We start from the raw sequence: 18,058 nt of genomic DNA, 5'->3' as shown, positions 1-18,058 counted from the left end.
ATCGATTACTGACTTGTAAAGCTGGGGGGCTAAATTAAGCGCGGGAATCCAACACTTCATTCCATTTTGCGACTAATTCGGCTTGCTGCGCCAACAATTCAGAGGTATCGCCTTCTATTGTCAATTTTTCGATCACATCGCCACGCACGATGCTGTTCACCACTTTTTGATCTTCTGCACTGACCACGACGCCGAAAACAGTGTGCTTACCATTCAAATGCGGGGTAGGACCGTGAGTGATAAAGAATTGGCTGCCATTTGTGCCCGGACCAGCATTGGCCATCGACAAAATGCCGGCTTTATCGTGACGTAATTCACTGGTGCATTCGTCTTTAAAACGATAGCCCGGGCCGCCCATGCCAGAACCGTCTGGGCAACCGCCTTGAATCATGAAATCATTGATGACGCGGTGAAAAGTCAAACCGTCATAGTAACCATGCTGAGCCAGATTCACGAAGCTAGCGCAAGTGACTGGAGTTTGATCGGCAAACAGATTTAAATTAATCGTGCCTTTATTGGTTTGCATAATGGCTTTGAGTTGGGTCATAGTGTCCTCTGGGATGATGGTTGCTGAATGTGGCTATGGACAGACCGGATGGCTGGCCAAATAAACCCGCATTTTACCAGCTTGGCGCTTGAATGCGCCTGATGCTGCAAAGTCACCGTCAGTCATTTTTGCTATTGGCGCCCATTTGTGCGATTTTTCTCTCAATACCAGCTAGCAACTTCTTTGTTACAATCACTCTCAGGCTCATCAAGGCCACAATGGTGATTAGACGTTCTTACAAAGACAGCTACGGCACAGTTTTCCGATAGCGAACACCAGTATCGAATTTGCTTTTTCGTTTTGCAAATTGTTTTCACTGCTCGTTTTGCTCATTCATATGCCATTATGTCTATACATTTATTTCAACTCAATCATCCTGCCCGCGTTCCCCTAGCTGCTGAGATTCATTCAAGGCCTTTTCTGAGTTTAAATGCGCCAGAATTGCTGTCGCATTTGGCGGTATATCACGAAGCGCCCACTGAATCCGTCGGTACCACGCAAGAGCAGCAGCATGCTTTATTACTCGCCTTGTGCACGCATTTTGGTGTTAGCGCACCCTCCTTAGAAGCAAAATACTTCTACTTTGATTTTGGACCATTTCGCCTGAAATGGGAATGTCATACAGAGTTTGCGACCTATACCTTTGCCCAACATCCAGAGGGCGGTTTAAGCCTGGAACAAGCATTGAATCGCATGCCGATTACGCGCATTCCCGAAGCTTGGTTACATCGCCTCCAAGGAAAATTGCTGGTGGCAGCGCACCTGATCTTAGACAATCGTACCTTGTCGGCCAACGAATTCGCAATTGAGATTCAAAGTCTGTTTAAGGGACATGCGCTGGCGGGTAGCAGGGTGATGCAGGGTGGAGAGTTTTGGTCAGATTTTGTCGTGCATGCGGATGGTTTTAGTCGTTTTGTGATCCGCGATGTCGATATGCGGGCACAGCAGGCGGGGCGCTTAGCGCAGCGGATTTTAGAAATTGAAACCTATCGTATGATGGCTTTGTTGGGTTTGCCAGTAGCTCAGCGCACCACACCTCAATTAAATGCGATAGAGAGTGAATTAGTGGATTTAGCTAGTGCAATGGTTGCAGCCGATCATGCGTTGGATGAATCTCAGTTGGATCAAGAGAACGATGCGGAGCGCCATTTACTAGAAAAAATCACACACCTTGCCGCGCGTATAGAAAAACTGTCACTGGAAAACAATTACCGCTTTTCCGCCTCGAAAGCTTATATAGGTTTAGTCCATGCGCGCATAGAAGAATTACGCGAACAAAGGGTGGAGGGCCTGCCCATGGTGGCCGAATTTATGGACCGACGTTTAACGCCGGCGATGAATACTTGTGACGCGGTCGCCAACCGCCAGGAAGCGCTCGCAAGGCGGATTGCTAACTCAAATGATTTATTACGCACGCGAGTCGGCATCGTGCAAGAAATGCAAAATCGCCAAATCCTCCAATCGTTGAATGCGCGCGCCGCGCAACAACTGCATTTGCAACAGGCAGTCGAAGGCTTGTCAGTTGCTGCGATTTCGTACTATGTGATCGGGCTGTTTGGCTATGTCGCCAAGGCCGCCAAAGAATTTGGCTGGCTTAGCCATACTGAAAGCGCTATAGGTATTGCCGTACCAGTGGTTTTGGCAAGTGTCTGGCTGGGTTTGCGACGTATGCATGGTAGTTTACATGCTAAGCGTATCGAAAAAGAGTATGGAAAAGCCATCGCCTAAGTCGCTAATACCGTTCAGTTAAGCCAAAAAAATCAAGGTGTCATCCCTGCGAATGCAGGGATCCAGTGTCTTTAGTCTTTTACGCAGCTAGATTCCCACCTTCGCTGGAACGACAATACCTAAGGCAAGGCTTAACTGAACAGCATTGCCATCTCCCCCTCTGAAACTCTTCCTCGCGCCGGTTTTTGTCGAAAATATTGTCGAAATCTAGTGTCTAGTCTTTGATGCAGCGCAAACCTGGCGGGCTATTGCTTTACTGCAAGCGAGCATCGGTCTAGAATCAATCGATCCTTCCTTGATCTGGAGTAATGACCTTGCTAGCCGCTTATATTACGCATACAGATTGCCAAAAACACGACATGGGTAATCACCATCCTGAGTGCCCAGAGCGCTTAGGTGCGGTCAATGACCAACTGTTGATTAAAGGTTTGCTCGACTATATGGAGCAGCTTGATGCACCACTTGCGACGCGCGAGCAATTGGCGCGCGCGCACAGCGCCAGCTATCTGGATGAGTTTGCCGAGATCGCACAACAAGTGCCTGAGGGGGGGCATGTGCAAATCGATCCCGACACCAATATTAATGAATTCTCGTATCAGGCTGCTTTACGTGCTGCCGGTGCTGCTGTGCTGGCTTCGAATTTGGTCGCAAGCGGGCAGGCACCGGTAGCGTTCTGCAATATCCGTCCACCAGGCCATCATGCAGAACGTAGCAATGCTGGGGGCTTCTGTTTTTTTAATAATGTCGTGGTGGGTATCCGTCATGCGTTGGCCCATCACGGTATAGAGCGCATCGCCTTAATCGATTTTGATGTACATCACGGCAATGGCAGTGAAGATATTTTATTCGATGATCCGCATGTGTTGATGTGTTCGATTTTTGAAAAAAATCTGTACCCGTTTTGCGGTGACGTACCGATGGGCGCGAACATGGTCAATGTTGGATTGCCAACCCGATCTGGTAGCGAGGCGTTTCGTCAGGCAGTGAGCGAGGTGTGGATGCCCGCGCTTGAAAAATTCCGCCCTGAGATGATCTTTATTTCCGCTGGTTTTGATGGTCATCGTGAAGATGATATGGGTAACTTGGCGTTGGTAGAAGCCGATTACGAATGGGTAACTAAACAGATTGTGCAACTCGCCCAACGCCATGCGCAAGGTCGGATCGTTTCGTGCCTTGAAGGTGGTTATGACTTGTCTTCGCTGGGGCGCAGTGCCGCTGCGCATGTGCGTGTTTTGATTGGCGCTGATTGATGAATGTTATGCAGCCTCTGCGGATATCCTCGCGCCAACTTGTTTGCTTGAATTTAAATTTCCTATCTTGAGAACACTATGAACAAGCATTATTTGAACTCTTTGTTTTCTCCTCGTTCGGTCGTGGTATTCGCGGGCGATTTGAATGCGCCAGCATTACAGACGCCGGTCACACGCGTGTTCTTGCAACATTTAGAAAATAAGGAATTTCAAGGCAGCGTGACGTATCTTGATAGCCGAGTCAAAGGTACCTTAGGTGATCTCGCGACATCGCGTGCTGATCTGGCGATCTTAGCCTTGCCGAACGAAGAATTGGCTGCTGCGTTAGAAGTGGTCGGTCGCATACAGTGCCGTGCGGCCTTGATTTTATCGATCGGTGTCGATGCCAATCTGGCCAAAAATTTGCACAAGATTGCTAAGCAACATGGGATCTCACTGCTCGGTCCAAATAGCTTGGGGTTTCAAAGACCGAAAGCGCATTTGAACGCTAGCGCTTTGGGTAAGTTAGCGCAACCGGGAGCGCTGGCGGTGGTATCACAATCAGGTGCTATTACCAGTTCGATTTTGGATTGGGCTGCGAAGAATGGGGTGGGATTTTCTGCCGTGGTATCACTGGGTGTGAATACTGCCGTTGACTTGGCGCAGGTGCTCGATTTCCTGGCGGACGATGCCGCGACCCAGACTATCGTGGTGTATATCGAGGGCATAAAAAATGCCCGTCGCTTTATGAGTTCCTTACGTGCCGCCGCCAATTCCAAGCCTGTCATCGTCTTGAAATCGGGCCGTAAGCCTGCTGGCTCGAAAGCGGCCTTAACACACTCTGGCAATATCGTCGGAAGTGACGCGATTTTTGATGCTGCTTTGCAGCGTGCAGGCGCGGTACGTGTGCATTCTATGGTGCAGTTATTTGCTGCGGCTAAGTGTTTGTCAGCGCGTTACTTACCGGTTGGACGACGCTTGGCTATTATTTCAAACGGTGGTGGTCCGGCGGTGTTAGCGGCAGATTTTGTCAACGAAGTTAATTTGGAAATGGCAAAGCTGCCTGCCGACGTGGTGAAAGATTTGTATAAGAAGATTTCACCGTATGCAGCGCTGGAAGAATTGATCGATCTATCGCAAGAAGCGAATGCTGAACATTACCGCGCTGCCGTGAATGCCTGCGCACATTGCAATCAGGTTGATGGCATCTTGGTGATTTTGTCGCCAATTGCCGGTGTCGATACCGGCGCAATTGCGCAAGTGTTGGCAGATCTGCAATCCACAGTGGGTAAGCCATTGATCAGTTGCTGGATGGGAGATGAAAAGGTCACTGCTGCACGCACCATCTTGTTTAAGGCAGGCATCCCGAGTTTCCGTACACCAGAAGCCGCGGTCGACGCGTTTAATCATGTATCGTTGTTCCACCGCAATCAGCAATTGCTACGCCAAGTACCGCCACCTCTATCGCAATTAGCCAAACCTGATTTGGAAGGTGCGCGGATCTTGATAGAAAGTGTATTGGCAGAGCGGCGCAAAGTGTTGACCGAAATGGAGTCGAAAGCCCTTTTGTCTGCTTTCCACATCCCCGTCACGAAAACCATGTTAGCGCGCAGTTCGACCGAAGCCATGCTGGTTGCGAATCAACTCGGTTATCCCGTTGCCTTAAAAATTGATTCAGCGGATATTTCCCATAAGTCGGATGTGCAAGGCGTCTTATTGAATGTGTTGAATGCGACGGGTGTACGTGATGGTTGGCAAGAAATGTTACAACGGGTTGGGAAATTACGCCCCGACGCCAAAATGAACGGCGTCACAGTGCAAAATATGTCGGGCAAGCCAGAAGGACGCGAATTATTTATCGGTGTTTCTACTGACGAACTTTTTGGTCCCGTGATTTCTTTTGGCGCTGGTGGTGTGATGATAGAGTTGATCGCCGATCGTGCAATTGAACTTCCGCCTCTTAATCAATTCTTAGCACATCGCTTGATTGATAGAGTACGCTGTGCAGAAATGTTAGGACATTGGCGCGGCACTCCGCCTGTACACAGAGAAGCTTTGGAGCAAATTTTATTGCGCGTCTCTGAGATGGTTTGCGCTCTGCCACAATTGCGTGAGATGGATATTAATCCGCTCATCGTGGATCAATATGGTGCGTTGGCAGTGGATGCCAGAGTGGTGGTGGATCATTCTCCAGCAGAGCCTGGTAATTACGAACATCTGGCGATTTCGCCGTATCCATCCGATAAAGAAACTGAATGGCCATTGCGCGATGGGCGTATGTATGTGGTAAGACCTTTGCATCCTCATGATGCTGAGATGCTGCAAGACTTGGTACGTCGATTGTCACCCGAGAGTCGCTATTTCCGCTTCGTGTCATCGATGCGTGAATTATCTGAGCGTATGCTGGCGAAATTTACGTTGATTGATTACGACCGAGAGATGGCCTTGGTGGCAATTTACACGGAACGCCAGCCGCAGGACGACGGGAGTTTTACCGAAACTGAACGTATCATTGGCGTATCGCGTTATGTGACTAATCCGGACAAAAGTACCTGTGAATTTTCTTTATTGATCGCCGATGATTTTGCGGGGCAGGGTTTAGGGACACGCTTGATGCAATCGATTATCGAAGTCGCAAGGAGTCGCGGTCTCGCCTATATCGAGGGGCTGGTGTTGACGAACAATTCGAATATGCTTAAGTTGATGCGTAGTTTGGAATTTGATGTGAAATCTTATCCAGAAGATCCTGATTTCCGGCTTTGTGTAAAAGCGCTGTAGGACGCTATTTACTTCTTGTTCTTACGTGCATAGTACTTCTGAATATAATCTGGTCTGACTAAAGCTTGGAAATAATTCGGAATCCATGGGCGCGCCGACAGCATAAAGCTCATCCTGTGTCTTTCCTCAAACGGTAGCGTCGCATCTAAACGATGTTGATCTGAAATATCGCGCGCCAATTGACGCAAACGCGTCAAAAAAATGGCGCTGGATTGTTTCGATAACATGACGCTGACAAATTGCATCATGTCGTGTTTGCCGTCAAAATTCGCATTTAGGTAATCGGCAAAGGATTCTCGTCGATGAAATTTTTGGATAGGGCCGTTTGGAATCCAACGAAAAATACGTGACAGCAAGAGCTTGATTCTGTTGTTCGGCATGAGCTCTAAAATTCCCAAGTGATCAAGACGCACCAGATAAGCGATCACTTCTGCTTCACTCATCGCATAGATATCGACGATTTGCTGCAAGCTCAAATAATTCATGGCTGATACAGCGACAATGAATTTTTTCGGATCGCTAATCAGCTCTTCTTCTTGCTCGTACGTCAGCTCATCGATCAAAGACTCTTCGTGACTACGTGCAGTCAATTCATGCAAGCTAATCTGTGCAGCATCCAGAATTTGATCTAATCTGTGCAGGCTTAAATTCTTAGAAGCGAACATGCGTTTAATACTTGATTCTGAAACCTCAATTTTTTGTGCCAATTCGTGATAAGTGATATGGCGTGATTTGAGTTCGCGTTTCAGTACGTCAATTAGAGCTGCGGCTTTGGTCATAGTTTATGAACTTGTAGAAAAGTATCGAAAAATGATACAGCAAGGTACGAATTCTGCAACTTTTTGATTAGAGATTGTAGGATTTCGAGACCTCCGCTGATAATGCTCAGGCTTTTTCGTAGGGATTTGGCTTAAGTACGCTTCATCACGTTACAGGCAGCGAGCAAATTCAAAAAGACTAATTTTGATCTGAGGGCGTTAATATGGCGTTAGAAACTGCAACAGTCGGTGGCGGTCGTTTTTGGGATCTGGCGGCAGTGTTTCAACATCTGCGTGGCGTCAGAGCAGTCACCTGTGGCTATGCTGGTGGACATAGTGATAACCCCAGTTACGAGACCGTGTGCAGTGGTGATACTGGCCATGCTGAAGTCGTCAGAGTTGAGTTTGACAATGAGGTATTATCATTTGAAAGCTTGCTTGAAGTTTTTTTTAAAGTGCACGACCCGTATGCGCCAGCAAGCGTAGGCGGGCAACTCGCTTCGCCATTACGCTCTGTGATTTTCTTTCATACACAAGAGCAGCGCCAGCTTGCACAAGAAATTTCCAAGCGCATCGGACGTGTTAATAAATTCGTGATCATGACCGAAATTCTGGCATGCACGCCATTCTTCGCTGCCGAGAGTGCGCATCAAAATTTCTATAAGAATCATAAAGATGATACTTACTGCCAAGAGTTTATCTTGCCAAAAATCATGCGCTCGCGTGAACTTTTTAAACGACGTCTGGCTGCCTGAAGTCAATACGATTAAAAAAAGGTTTAGTCGCACATGCCACTAAACCTTTTTTATTTTCTCAACCGATTACAGTTTTCACAACGCTCAAGGCTGTAAGCGTGAAATCACCCAAGTTTCATCGGCCTGACGAGTATATGCAATTCTGTCGTGCAGACGTGAACTGCGGCCTTGCCAAAATTCGATAAAGTCAGGTACTAAACGATAGCCGCCCCAGTGTTCCGGACGCGGCGGATGGTCACCATATTGCGCGACCACTTCCGCGAGTTTGTCTTCTAATTGCTGACGATTTGCAACAGGCTGACTCTGCGCGGAGGCGCAGGCACTTTGACGACTTCCTACAGGGCGGCTGTGAAAATATTTATCATTGTCTTCTTCTGAGACTTTGTGAATGCGCCCTTCGATGCGTACTTGACGCTCGAGCGCCGTCCAAAAAAACAATAAAGCCGCATGCCGATTTTGTGATAACTCTAGCCCTTTGCGGCTGTCATAATTCGTGAACCAAGAAAAACCACGGTGATCAAATTCTTTGATTAAGACGATGCGTGATGAAGGTTTTCCTTCTGCATTCACTGTGGATAGGCTCATCGCATTTGCTTCTGCTACTTCTGCTTTCAGAGCTTGTTCAAACCAGTGCGAAAACTGAATAATTGGGTCGTGCGCAACATCGGTTTCAGCGAGGCTGGCGAGTTGATAATCTTTTCTGAGGCTGGCGATAGACATACATCTTCCTTGAATATGAATCTGCAACTTCGCTTACCGCGAGTTTTGCAATGAGATTGGAAATTCGTTGAAAATCTGGTTAAGAATTTACGTAGCAACGAGGTTTTTTAAGGCATCGAATATAGAGTAACTGAAAGATTAAGTTGGATTAATACCGCGACGTGCCTGCATGGCTTGCCCCAATTTATGCATCTGTCCAGGATTAAATAAACGCATCGCCATTGGTGCTATTTGAGTTTCTTCAATTTGCATGTGCTCTTGGTAAAGCCCCTGAAATTGCGCCACATCGTCACTGCTGAGTACCGCTGAGCTACCGTCCGCGATGTTACTTAATTGTGCTTCCAGGCGGCGCCATTGATCTGCCATTTGCTGATGTTGTTGCAATATTTTTGGTAGTGTCGCTGACAGTAAGTCTGCATCGACACCAGTCGCCGTGCGCTGTAGCTCCGGTAATAAATCGACTTCCTCGTCGTCATGATGCAAGGGCGCTGCATTTTGAAAATATTTCAATACTGCTAAAACTGCCTTTTGTGCCTCTGCATCAGCACCATTCTTTTGTAAATGTGGCAGCAGTTTTTCTAGCGTCGCGAGTTGCTTGCGAATGCGATCGTGGCAATGCTTGAGAACTGCCAGAGGCTGATCGAAGCCAGGAGCGCTTGCAAATAGGATATCCATAATGCCTTAATTCTCGGAGTTTGATGAGTTAGTACCGAGAGCCGGTACGAAAAGAAAATTATCCCCCATTCTGGCGATTTGCGCAGAATTCTTGCTAGCGCCGCTTGCGCGAAATCAAGGTGGAAATGCTTATTTAACCCGAAGCTTGTAAAATAGCATTAGTCTTTCTTTTGCTTCAACTTCACATTTTATTGAAAATTACCTCTCATGCAACACGCAACTTCTTCCCCTGACGATGACATTGATTTTGAACGCCGTTTCGGTGGCATTGCACGTTTGTATGGTGCACAAGGTTTAGCACGTTTTCAGCAAGCGCATATTTGCGTGATCGGCGTCGGTGGTGTTGGCTCATGGGTGGTCGAAGCGTTGGCGCGCAGTGCGATTGGCAGTATTACGATGATTGATCTGGATAATGTGGCGGAGTCCAATATTAACCGGCAAATTCAGGCGACTAGCTTAACCGTAGGTAAGGCAAAGGTCACAGCGCTATCAGAACGTATCGCGACTATTAATCCGTATTGCAAAGTGCATGAAGTTGAGGAATTTATAGAGCCAGAAAATTTGCAGCAGTTGCTGGGCCAGCAGGGTTTTGATTATGTGATTGATGCGATTGATAGCGTCAAAGCGAAGACCGCCTTAATTGCATATTGCCGCGAGCATCAAATTCCCCTGATCACGATAGGTGCAGCGGGCGGACAGACAGATCCGGGCAAGATAGAAATCCGTGATTTATCAAGAACCGAACAAGAACCTCTGCTGGCATTGGTGCGCAAACGCTTGCGTCAGAATTTTGGTTTTCCGCGTGGTACTAAGAGTAAATTTGGTATTGATGCTGTGTTTTCTATGGAAGCCTTGACCATGCCAGAAACAGCCGAGGCTTGTGCCGTTGATGGTAGTGATGGTGCCAACGGTATTTCAGGTTTGAATTGCGCGGGTTTCGGCTCATCGATAGTCGTCACGGCTTCATTTGGCTTAGCGGCGGCGGCGCATGTGTTGCGTAAGCTCGCATTCCCAAGTACATAGCAAGGACACTACACGCATCAGTTTTTCCTACGTAGCTTTGGAGTCGCCACGCAAAGCCCACACCACACCGCCTAAACAAAACACCATGCCCAACCATTCTATTAAGCCGGGTTGGTAGTTCTCCAATTTAACGGATAGCAGTACGGAAATAATCGGGGTAATGACGCCAATGAAAACGGTTTTTTGTGCGCCGATTCTGTGGATTAAAGTGAAGTAGCAGGCAAATGCAATTACCGATCCAAATAGTGACAAATAAATGAGCGACAACCAATAGTTGGTAGTCGTGGGTATGCTCCAGTGCTGGCCGGTGATGATTGCAAACAGGCTGACCCAGAATGTGCCCCATGCCATAGCCCATGCCATCGTCAATAAGACGTTTTGATTTTTCTGCCGCACTTTGACGACTACCAGATTACCGAAAGTGCTAGCTAGTGTTGCCGTCAGGGCTAGTCCCAAGCCTAGTAAAAAGTGTGTGTCATGCCCTGTATGCGTTTCTTCCCAATTGCTTTTGAGCGCAGGAAAGAATAATAGGATCACACCGGTGATCGAGATAAACGCAGCGCCCCAGATACGCCAAGTGAGCGGTTTGTGAAAGAAAATTCTTTCGGTGAGGGGAGACCAAATGACCATCAAAGAAAATAACACCGCCACCAAGGCTGATACCAGATATTGTTCAGAAGAATATGTGCACAGGTAACTGAGCGAAAAAGTGAAGAAGCCTTGCAAAGCCAGCCATTTTTGCAGCTTCCACGGTAGAACCAATTTGTCTTTGCGCACCAGACACCAGATAAACAAAGTCAATGAAGCCAGACCAAAACGGTAAGCAACTGATACCGCGGGTGCGACTTCGCCCAGTTGTTGTGTGATCGCCCAAAAAGTCGAGCCCCAGATCAATGAGGCGATAATGAAGAGTAGTGAAGATGGCATAGCTCGCTAGTGTAACTTTTTTCTAGCGAGTGTGCTTGAGAAGACTTATATTTTAGTGCAAGGTTTCAGATGACTGTTCACTCGCCGCTTGCTTGAATCTTTGGATGCGTTGTTTGGTCGGTGGATGGCTAGACAAAAAATCTTCAATAGAATTGTCAAACCAAGCCGGCAGTATGTCGCCCTTTTTGCCATTTTTTTTAGCAGAGTAGCGTTCTAATGATTCAAATAAATGTGCCAGATGAATAGGAGAAAATCCTTTTGATTTTAAGAGTTGAATGGCATATTCATCGGCTTCACTTTCTTTCGCTTGTGAATACTGTGCTCCCAATACAGTACTGCCAGCTGTCGCGGCGATAGAACTAAAATCCCCAATCATAGAACCCACAAGCACGGTCACCAACGAGGTTTGCACCAGGTTATGCATGCTGTGGCGCAGTTCCACATGGGCGATTTCATGTGCTAATAAACCGGCTAATTCTTGTTCGCCTGCACTACTGAGCGTCGCACCTTCAGCTTTATCAAACTTTGATAACAGTGCATACATCTCGTCTGTCACATAGATTGCACCGTTCGGGAGGGCCAACGCATTCGGTCCAATTCTTGCACTTGCACGCATTTCCAATGTGAGTGGAATACGTGGTGATGCAGGTTTAATGCCACGAAACACCATGACAATTTGGGTATATTGCGGATCGCTAGTTTTCGTCGTGGCAAAGAATCCTGTGCCTAGAAATGTTTGTGCCTGCTCTCCTAAGTAATTGTCTGCAGTTTGCGGAATTATCGGTACGATCAGTTTGGCGATCCACGGACCACCGTAGCGATAAGCGGCGTAGAAGAAACTCATAACCAGCACGATTGCCAAGATCGCGATCTTCCAATTGGCTTGCCAACGTTCGACTCTCGTGGCCTGATAGTTCAGTAATGCCAGTATTTTACTTTTGTCTTGTTGATCGGCTATCTCACAATGTGAACCATCGTCAAATTGTAGAATTAAAGGAGCATGTTCATAAGGTTCCGCAATCTGAGTCTGGGCACGGGAGAAATTTCTTTGTGCGAGTTCGGAATGCACTGCGATTTGACCGGCATCGATTGCTAGGGTGCTGGCGATGCCTTGACTGCGCTGCGCATTGAAGAAGTTGGCGTTAATCATCATTTATCCTTATTTCCTAATGTGGGGTGCTTACCAGGAAAGATCAAAACCAAGAAATTCAGCGGAGCTCTCAGCAGCGCCATTCTCATTGTCGCAATGACTTTTTTGTGTATCGAAATCAGTGTCTTGTGCCGTAATTTCCATGTGCTGCAAGCGGTATTCATAGCTGCGCACTACGGCAAAAGGGCGGTATAAACCAAGACTGAGTATCGTCAAAATCGTATTGATGGTTTGTAGTCTGGTATAGCTCCAGGCCGACATACTGGCGTTAAAACGCAAACCATTGAGTTGCGTGTTATTCCAGCTGCGATTCCATATTTTGGTCTGTAGGAAGGGGCCAAGTATGCAGTACACGGTCAAACCTATGAGTGCCGAGATCAAGATTGGAAGCATAAATGCATAGCTTGCGCTGCTGTTGTTACTCGTACTCATGACACCTGCGCCGATTGCCGCAATGATGCCAGCAACGATCATGACGGCAAAAATATAAAGACCAGTGAGGAAGTACGGCCAGACGAAGGCAGAGCCGCTCAATTCGGAACGTGCATGCAGTTGACCATAGGCGACATTCCCATGTTGATAGCGTTTCATGCGAGCATGTAACCACGGCCATAGCAAATACAAGAGACTCGGAAGCGCAACATACCAACTTAACGGAAAAATCACTGCGACCAATGCTGGCAAGATGAACACCATGGCAACTGGTAGATAAGTACCGTAGGCAACGCTGAGCTTGCCGTCAAAATCAAAGCGCAGACCGCGGTAACTGGTATTGCGTAAACGGAAGCGTAAAGCGCTGCGCAACATCCAAGGAATGGCGAGAAATAATAAGCAAGCGAATACGATGGCAAAATTCTTGGATAAGCCAAATACATAGTGATACAGGAATAACAAGATCGCAGCGACTATGCGTCCACGCAAAATGACTTTCGGATCGCCATGAAAATTGAAAACACTGCCTGCGAATTCGGTGTTGCGATCAAAATACTGCAAGCGCCGGACTTTCGCCCACGCCGAGTAAATGCCGAATGTCATGAGTGTCAGACAGAGATTGACGATCCAAATTTTAAAATATTCTTTGCCGCTACCTGTAAATTGGGGTTGATAAACACGCGTGGCTTGCTGATCCAATTCAGGCGGTATCGTCTGCTCTTGTGGCGTGAGCAACAGCTGCGATTGTCGCTCAACCTGAGTCTCCGGGTCTGGGGCATTACTGGATTGATCGAATTGATCTACAGGCATCTCGACTCCGTGGCGATGATAATTCTAAGGGTCAAGAATCATAGCATGATTGAATTGTTAAATAGGCAAAATACTCAGTGCAAAAACTATTTCATCTCAATTATCGGACAATATATTTTTTTAGTGACAATTTGCTTGTCCTCGATCTAGTACTTGATGTGTGCTACTGAGAAATTCCCATTGATAAGTGTTTGCATGTAGTTGCAGCTTTAAGACACCATATTGATCATTCTGACGGATTGCACTGCCATTTTTGATCAAGAAAAGTGGCGTAAGTTTGGCGCCACCCGTGCCGACCACAAAGCTCGGAATACCGTTTTTGGGATCAGGCAAACCTTGCGCATTCAAAGCGGTAAATCGTTCGTAGTGATGATCATGGCTACTCAAAATGAGGTCAGCTTTTGCTTCGGCCAAGATCGTCCAAGCGTCTTGCATTACACCCTGATTCCCATGTGCGCCTGAGGACACGACAGGGTGATGCCAGAATGCCAGTACACACTTGCCTTGATATTCTTTTAGGGTATTTCTTAGCCACTGTAATTGCGTTTGCATGGCTTGCGCCTTGATATTGCTGTTTAAAGACAAAATCAGCCAGTTGCCTAATTTCTTTTGGTAATAGCCGCGCCGTTCCGTACCTGCGAGCTCATCGAAGTAGTTGTAGTAGCCTGCCGCCATAGGAACCCCGTAATCATGATTGCCGGGGGACGGTAAAGTACGATGTTTGAATTTGCCCCAGGTCTTGTTATAGCATTCGCGAAATTCTTCGGGTTTGCCTATAGGGTAGGTGTTGTCGCCCAAGGTAAGCGCATACGCATCTTTATCTTGAGCTAGGCCTGCTTCGACTAAGTCCGCTGTACGTGCAGCCATACTTTGTTCTGCGGGTGTTTTGCGGCAATCAGCAATATCACCTGCGGCGTACAGAGTGACGCTGCTGTTGTTGATTGTGAGCTCTGGTTTTGCTGTGCGAGTGCGGGTCTGTAGTGAGGTATTTTTCACCTCGGCATTTGTGGCCAGCGGTAACAATAGCGCTAGCAGCAAGAATGTCGAATAGGCTAATGTACAGACAGTCATAGCGCTACGACGGCGCGCGGGGTGAACTAGAGAAATGATCATCAACAAGGGATCAGTAAATGGGTGGTGGGGAAATGCGATATTTTACTCGCTAGCGCCCGCCACGTCCTGATCCCTGATGCTGAACAAGTTCGCTGTGCCGACGAGGCGCTATTTCTTTGAATCGCAACAACCGCAGCAAGTTGACCCTGTTTTTTCTGAGGAGATGGTTGTAGTGACAGATGTCGGTGTAGTCGTTGCCTTAGCTGGGCGGACATCAGACGAGGTCGCTTCGGTATTCGCCTGCGGCATCGTGATGGGATGGTTGACGATAATGTCGGTATTCGTGGTCATTACCTACTCCTGAAAATGTTGAACGCTGAGCTAGGCAAAAATTTGTCTAAGCTATGTCGCCAAAGTAACAGGCGAGATTCCTAGACGGCAAACACTTCGAGAATCGCGTGGACTTTGCTTGATATGGGATAAGATTTCGCGCGTAAATAAAATTAGTGCTCGGCTGTCGGGCTGAGGTTTGTGCAGAGCGATGATACAAAAAAAGGCAAAATTCGATTCGGAATTTTGCCCTTTCTTTTTTCTTTTGCTCATTCTGGTGTTAAACAATCACCAAAAAAATAACGCCCAATCACCGTCTATTTTCCAAGCTTAGACTGATCCCCCGCGTTGATAATCGTGATATTTTCAGATTTCAAATAGTGACGTAAGGCTTGATTAACTTGCGCCACACTCAAAGTCGCAACTTTCGTTTCTAAATCTTTGTCAAAATTCAATGACCGTTTAATTCCAAGATAGGCCGTTAGCTGTGCAGCGATGTTGACATCTTGCGTTCGTGCTACTTGTTCTGCCTGACGCCAGGCTTTTTTCGCCTCTAATAATTCTGATTCGTTGAAGCCTTTATCGAGAACTTTTTGTAATTCCTCGCGGAGCGCTGCTTCGACTTTTCCTGTGTTTTGTGGCGCGCTCATCGCATACGCGGTCCACCGTCCTGCAGGGTCTTGACTAGGCACATCGAGGAAAGAACCTACACCATACGATAGTCCTTCATTTTCACGAATTCTGTCAGCCAGTCGGCTGTGTAAAGCGCCGCCGCCCAACATATGATTTGCCATCAATAAAGCGGGATAAGATTCTGCGTCATCCTGCATTTCTATCGCCTGAAATGCAAGTAAGAAACTGCTGGCTTTGTCCGGTGTATCTAGCTGGATTTTTTGCGCAGGGATGGCTTTGCTGCTGCGCGGAATGCGTTGATATGCCTGTGTGGATTTCCATGCACCAAACAAATTCGCAATTTGCATTTTTAATTCCGCGGCATCGAAGTCACCGACTGCGGAGAAGCTGGCATTGTCAGTGCCATAGAATTCCTGATGAAAGCGTTTAATGTCATCCAACTTCACCGCTTTGGTCGCAACCACTTGTTCCGGTAAAGTCGATACATGTCGCACATGGCCAGACGCCGTGTTGTCGATTAACCGCGCCATTGCGTTGCTTGCCAAGGCTTGTGGTTCGGACATTGATTGTTCAATCTGACTGACCAGCGCTAATTTAAATTCTTCAAATTCATTGGTCGGAAAATTCGGTTTTTTTAATACGTCTGCCAACAAACTCAACGCTGCGCCTAGGTTGTCACGCGTGGTCGTAATGCTGGCTGTGACTCCTTCCGCGCCTCCCACGATCTGTACATCGGCATTCAATTTATCGAAACCATCTTTGATTTCTTGGCGTGAGAAACGCTCGCTACCTTTGTTCAGCAGATGTGCAGCGAATTGCCCGATTTCTGCTTTGCCTTGCAAGTTGCCGTCATTTCCCATGCGCAAACGTAGATTGACACTGACAGTAGCTCCTTTGGTTTTCTTGGGTAATAAAGCGATCGTCATACCATTTGGCAGTTGCAAACGTTGTGTGCGCGCTTCGATATTGGTCGGGCTTGGATCAAAAGCTTCTCCCTGTGCGACGATTGCATTCCCTTTGTAGTCTTTGACTAAACCCATCACATCCGGTGTTGCTGGAACTTCAGTACGATCGACGGAATCGGTGGGGATAAAACGACCAATGGTGCGATTCGTCGCTTTCAAATATTTTTCTGCAGCGCTTTGCACATCTTGCACCGTAATTTTTTCCAGACGATCACGCTCAATAAAAAATAATCGCCAATCTCCGGCAGCCATCGACTCGGTCAGCGCGATGGTTAATTCAGCGGTGTCATTTAGCGCAAGCTGAATGTGCTTCTTGGTATTTTGTTTGGCGCGATCTAGTTCAATTGCAGTAATCGGTTGATCTTTTAATCCTTCCAACACTTTGAGCATCGCGTTTTGCACTGCATCCAGATTTTGTTCTTTTGAAACCGTCACACCAAAGATGCCATAGCCGGGTTCTAAATTGCTGACACTGTTAAAAGAAATCGCTGAGGCTAACTTAGTTTCAACTAATGCTTTATGAAGACGACCAGCAGGGGCGTTGGTCAGAATATTCGCGAGCAATCCCAGTGTGGTGGAGTCAATATGTGCAGAAGGCGCCATGTGATAGCCGGCACCGATAAATTGGGTACCTCCATTGCGCCGCACTGTGACACTGCGTTCGCCATCTTGTACTGGTTCGGATGTATAGGTTGCTTCGATTGGTCGCTGAGGTTTGGGAATCCGACCAAACACCGAGTTGACTTGTCGGAGGATTTCCTTGTCGTCAAATTGCCCCGCGATCATTAACACGGCATTATCGGGCTGATAGTATTTTTGATAGAAAGCGCGCAGGCGTGGAATGTTCACTTGTTCAATATCTGAACGCGCACCGATAGTCGATTTTCCGTAATTGTGCCAGTCATACGCGACCGCTTGAATTCGTTCTGTCGTGACGCCAATAGGATCACTTTCGCCGATTTCAAATTCATTGCGTACCACTGTCATTTCACCTTTTTTTGTGACCGGGTTCCACAAATCATTTTGATTGATCGATGCATGCACCATACGATCTGCTTCCATCGCCAGCATTTGCTTCAAATTGTCTTGATTTGCTGGGAAAGTCGCGTAGTAATTGGTGCGGTCATACCAAGTCGTGCCATTAAAATCAGCACCCGTGCTATTTAGAATCTCTACGGGCGATTTCGTGCCTTTTTTTAGGCCGAAGTTGGCGCTAGGTTTGAATAGCAGATGCTCCAGCAAATGCGCCATGCCTGTTTCGCCGTAATTTTCGTGACGCGAACCAACCATGTAGATGATGTTGGTGGTGATTGTTGGCTTGCTCGCATCAGGAAACAAAATGACGCGCAAACCATTCGCTAACTGGTATTCGGTAATGCCTTCGACCGAAGTGACTTTGGTAATAGCTTTGGTAAGCGTGGGGGGCTTTTTGCCGCTGGTTGTGACTTGTGTAGTTGGTAGTGTATTTGCAGGCGTACTGGAAAATGCCAGGCCGGGTGACAAAATGCCGGCGCTCAGCATTAAAAAAGTAATCAGTTTCACAGG

General features: G+C 47.3%; 15 protein-coding genes. 5 read left to right on the top strand and 10 right to left on the bottom strand.

What is annotated here, in order from left to right; translation table 11 throughout:
- Positions 1–34: 34 nt before the first annotated feature.
- A complete protein-coding gene (locus ACO0KW_RS07360; RefSeq protein WP_423052187.1) occupies positions 35–547 on the bottom strand; it encodes a peptidylprolyl isomerase in 513 nt (170 codons plus the stop codon).
- A gap of 345 nt (positions 548–892) precedes the next feature.
- On the opposite strand from ACO0KW_RS07360, the gene ACO0KW_RS07355 reads away from it, so the two are divergent.
- The 3 genes from ACO0KW_RS07355 (at position 893) to ACO0KW_RS07345 (ending at position 6,282) form a co-directional block, all read left to right on the top strand.
- Positions 893–2,275 carry a DUF3422 family protein gene (locus ACO0KW_RS07355; protein WP_423052185.1) on the top strand — a complete coding sequence of 461 codons (1,383 nt, stop codon included), beginning with the start codon at positions 893–895 and terminating at the stop codon, positions 2,273–2,275.
- 314 nt (positions 2,276–2,589) lie between these two features.
- Positions 2,590–3,525, top strand: a complete 936-nt coding sequence (locus ACO0KW_RS07350; RefSeq protein ID WP_423053440.1) for a histone deacetylase family protein — start codon at positions 2,590–2,592, stop codon at positions 3,523–3,525.
- A 78-nt stretch (positions 3,526–3,603) separates the two neighbouring features.
- A complete protein-coding gene (locus tag ACO0KW_RS07345) occupies positions 3,604–6,282 on the top strand; it encodes a GNAT family N-acetyltransferase (RefSeq protein ID WP_423052183.1) in 2,679 nt (892 codons plus the stop codon).
- Between the two features lie 8 nt (positions 6,283–6,290).
- Here ACO0KW_RS07345 and ACO0KW_RS07340 read toward each other — a convergent pair whose 3' ends face one another.
- Entirely contained in the window at positions 6,291–7,061 is a 771-nt protein-coding gene (locus tag ACO0KW_RS07340) for a helix-turn-helix domain-containing protein (protein WP_423052181.1), read from the bottom strand.
- Positions 7,062–7,264: 203 nt separating this feature from the next.
- Between ACO0KW_RS07340 and msrA the strand changes: the two genes are divergently transcribed.
- Positions 7,265–7,795 (top strand): peptide-methionine (S)-S-oxide reductase MsrA, encoded by a 531-nt coding sequence (msrA, locus tag ACO0KW_RS07335; RefSeq protein WP_423052179.1) that lies wholly within the window; start codon positions 7,265–7,267, stop codon positions 7,793–7,795.
- A gap of 84 nt (positions 7,796–7,879) precedes the next feature.
- Here msrA and pdxH read toward each other — a convergent pair whose 3' ends face one another.
- Both pdxH and ACO0KW_RS07325 read right to left on the bottom strand, forming a co-directional pair.
- Entirely contained in the window at positions 7,880–8,515 is a 636-nt protein-coding gene (gene pdxH, locus ACO0KW_RS07330) for a pyridoxamine 5'-phosphate oxidase (protein ID WP_423052177.1), read from the bottom strand.
- 138 nt (positions 8,516–8,653) lie between these two features.
- Positions 8,654–9,190 carry a hemerythrin domain-containing protein gene (locus tag ACO0KW_RS07325; protein WP_423052175.1) on the bottom strand — a complete coding sequence of 179 codons (537 nt, stop codon included), beginning with the start codon at positions 9,188–9,190 and terminating at the stop codon, positions 8,654–8,656.
- A gap of 207 nt (positions 9,191–9,397) precedes the next feature.
- Between ACO0KW_RS07325 and tcdA the strand changes: the two genes are divergently transcribed.
- Entirely contained in the window at positions 9,398–10,213 is an 816-nt protein-coding gene (gene tcdA, locus ACO0KW_RS07320; RefSeq protein WP_423052173.1) for a tRNA cyclic N6-threonylcarbamoyladenosine(37) synthase TcdA, read from the top strand.
- A gap of 27 nt (positions 10,214–10,240) precedes the next feature.
- Here tcdA and ACO0KW_RS07315 read toward each other — a convergent pair whose 3' ends face one another.
- The 6 genes from ACO0KW_RS07315 to ACO0KW_RS07290 form a co-directional block, all read right to left on the bottom strand.
- Entirely contained in the window at positions 10,241–11,140 is a 900-nt protein-coding gene (locus ACO0KW_RS07315; RefSeq protein ID WP_423052171.1) for a DMT family transporter, read from the bottom strand.
- A 52-nt stretch (positions 11,141–11,192) separates the two neighbouring features.
- Positions 11,193–12,293 (bottom strand): M48 family metallopeptidase, encoded by a 1,101-nt coding sequence (locus tag ACO0KW_RS07310; protein ID WP_423052169.1) that lies wholly within the window; start codon positions 12,291–12,293, stop codon positions 11,193–11,195.
- A 27-nt stretch (positions 12,294–12,320) separates the two neighbouring features.
- Complete coding sequence (locus ACO0KW_RS07305; protein ID WP_423052167.1) at positions 12,321–13,532, bottom strand: YjgN family protein; 1,212 nt, start codon at positions 13,530–13,532, stop codon at positions 12,321–12,323.
- A 120-nt stretch (positions 13,533–13,652) separates the two neighbouring features.
- Positions 13,653–14,603 (bottom strand): metallophosphoesterase family protein, encoded by a 951-nt coding sequence (locus ACO0KW_RS07300; protein ID WP_423052165.1) that lies wholly within the window; start codon positions 14,601–14,603, stop codon positions 13,653–13,655.
- Positions 14,604–14,753: 150 nt separating this feature from the next.
- Entirely contained in the window at positions 14,754–14,936 is a 183-nt protein-coding gene (locus tag ACO0KW_RS07295; protein WP_423052163.1) for a hypothetical protein, read from the bottom strand.
- 296 nt (positions 14,937–15,232) lie between these two features.
- Positions 15,233–18,055: a M16 family metallopeptidase gene (locus ACO0KW_RS07290; RefSeq protein WP_423052161.1), complete on the bottom strand. Its 2,823-nt coding sequence runs from the start codon at positions 18,053–18,055 to the stop codon at positions 15,233–15,235.
- Positions 18,056–18,058 lie beyond the last annotated feature (3 nt).

The organism is Undibacterium sp. Ji22W (assembly GCF_049340305.1).
GTDB lineage: Bacteria > Pseudomonadota > Gammaproteobacteria > Burkholderiales > Burkholderiaceae_D > Undibacterium.
This window is presented reverse-complemented; position numbering and strand designations above follow the sequence as displayed.

Bases quoted from the DNA above. Each gene is read 5' to 3' on its own strand.
- ACO0KW_RS07360 (WP_423052187.1), bottom strand. From the start codon at position 547: ATGACCCAACTCAAAGCCATTATGCAAACCAATAAAGGCACGATTAAT.
- ACO0KW_RS07355 (WP_423052185.1), top strand. From the start codon at position 893: ATGTCTATACATTTATTTCAACTCAATCATCCTGCCCGCGTTCCCCTA.
- ACO0KW_RS07345 (WP_423052183.1), top strand. From the start codon at position 3,604: ATGAACAAGCATTATTTGAACTCTTTGTTTTCTCCTCGTTCGGTCGTG.
- ACO0KW_RS07340 (WP_423052181.1), bottom strand. From the start codon at position 7,061: ATGACCAAAGCCGCAGCTCTAATTGACGTACTGAAACGCGAACTCAAA.
- msrA (WP_423052179.1), top strand. From the start codon at position 7,265: ATGGCGTTAGAAACTGCAACAGTCGGTGGCGGTCGTTTTTGGGATCTG.
- pdxH (WP_423052177.1), bottom strand. From the start codon at position 8,515: ATGTCTATCGCCAGCCTCAGAAAAGATTATCAACTCGCCAGCCTCGCT.
- ACO0KW_RS07325 (WP_423052175.1), bottom strand. From the start codon at position 9,190: ATGGATATCCTATTTGCAAGCGCTCCTGGCTTCGATCAGCCTCTGGCA.
- tcdA (WP_423052173.1), top strand. From the start codon at position 9,398: ATGCAACACGCAACTTCTTCCCCTGACGATGACATTGATTTTGAACGC.
- ACO0KW_RS07315 (WP_423052171.1), bottom strand. From the start codon at position 11,140: ATGCCATCTTCACTACTCTTCATTATCGCCTCATTGATCTGGGGCTCG.
- ACO0KW_RS07310 (WP_423052169.1), bottom strand. From the start codon at position 12,293: ATGATGATTAACGCCAACTTCTTCAATGCGCAGCGCAGTCAAGGCATC.
- ACO0KW_RS07305 (WP_423052167.1), bottom strand. From the start codon at position 13,532: ATGCCTGTAGATCAATTCGATCAATCCAGTAATGCCCCAGACCCGGAG.
- ACO0KW_RS07300 (WP_423052165.1), bottom strand. From the start codon at position 14,603: ATGACTGTCTGTACATTAGCCTATTCGACATTCTTGCTGCTAGCGCTA.
- ACO0KW_RS07295 (WP_423052163.1), bottom strand. From the start codon at position 14,936: ATGACCACGAATACCGACATTATCGTCAACCATCCCATCACGATGCCG.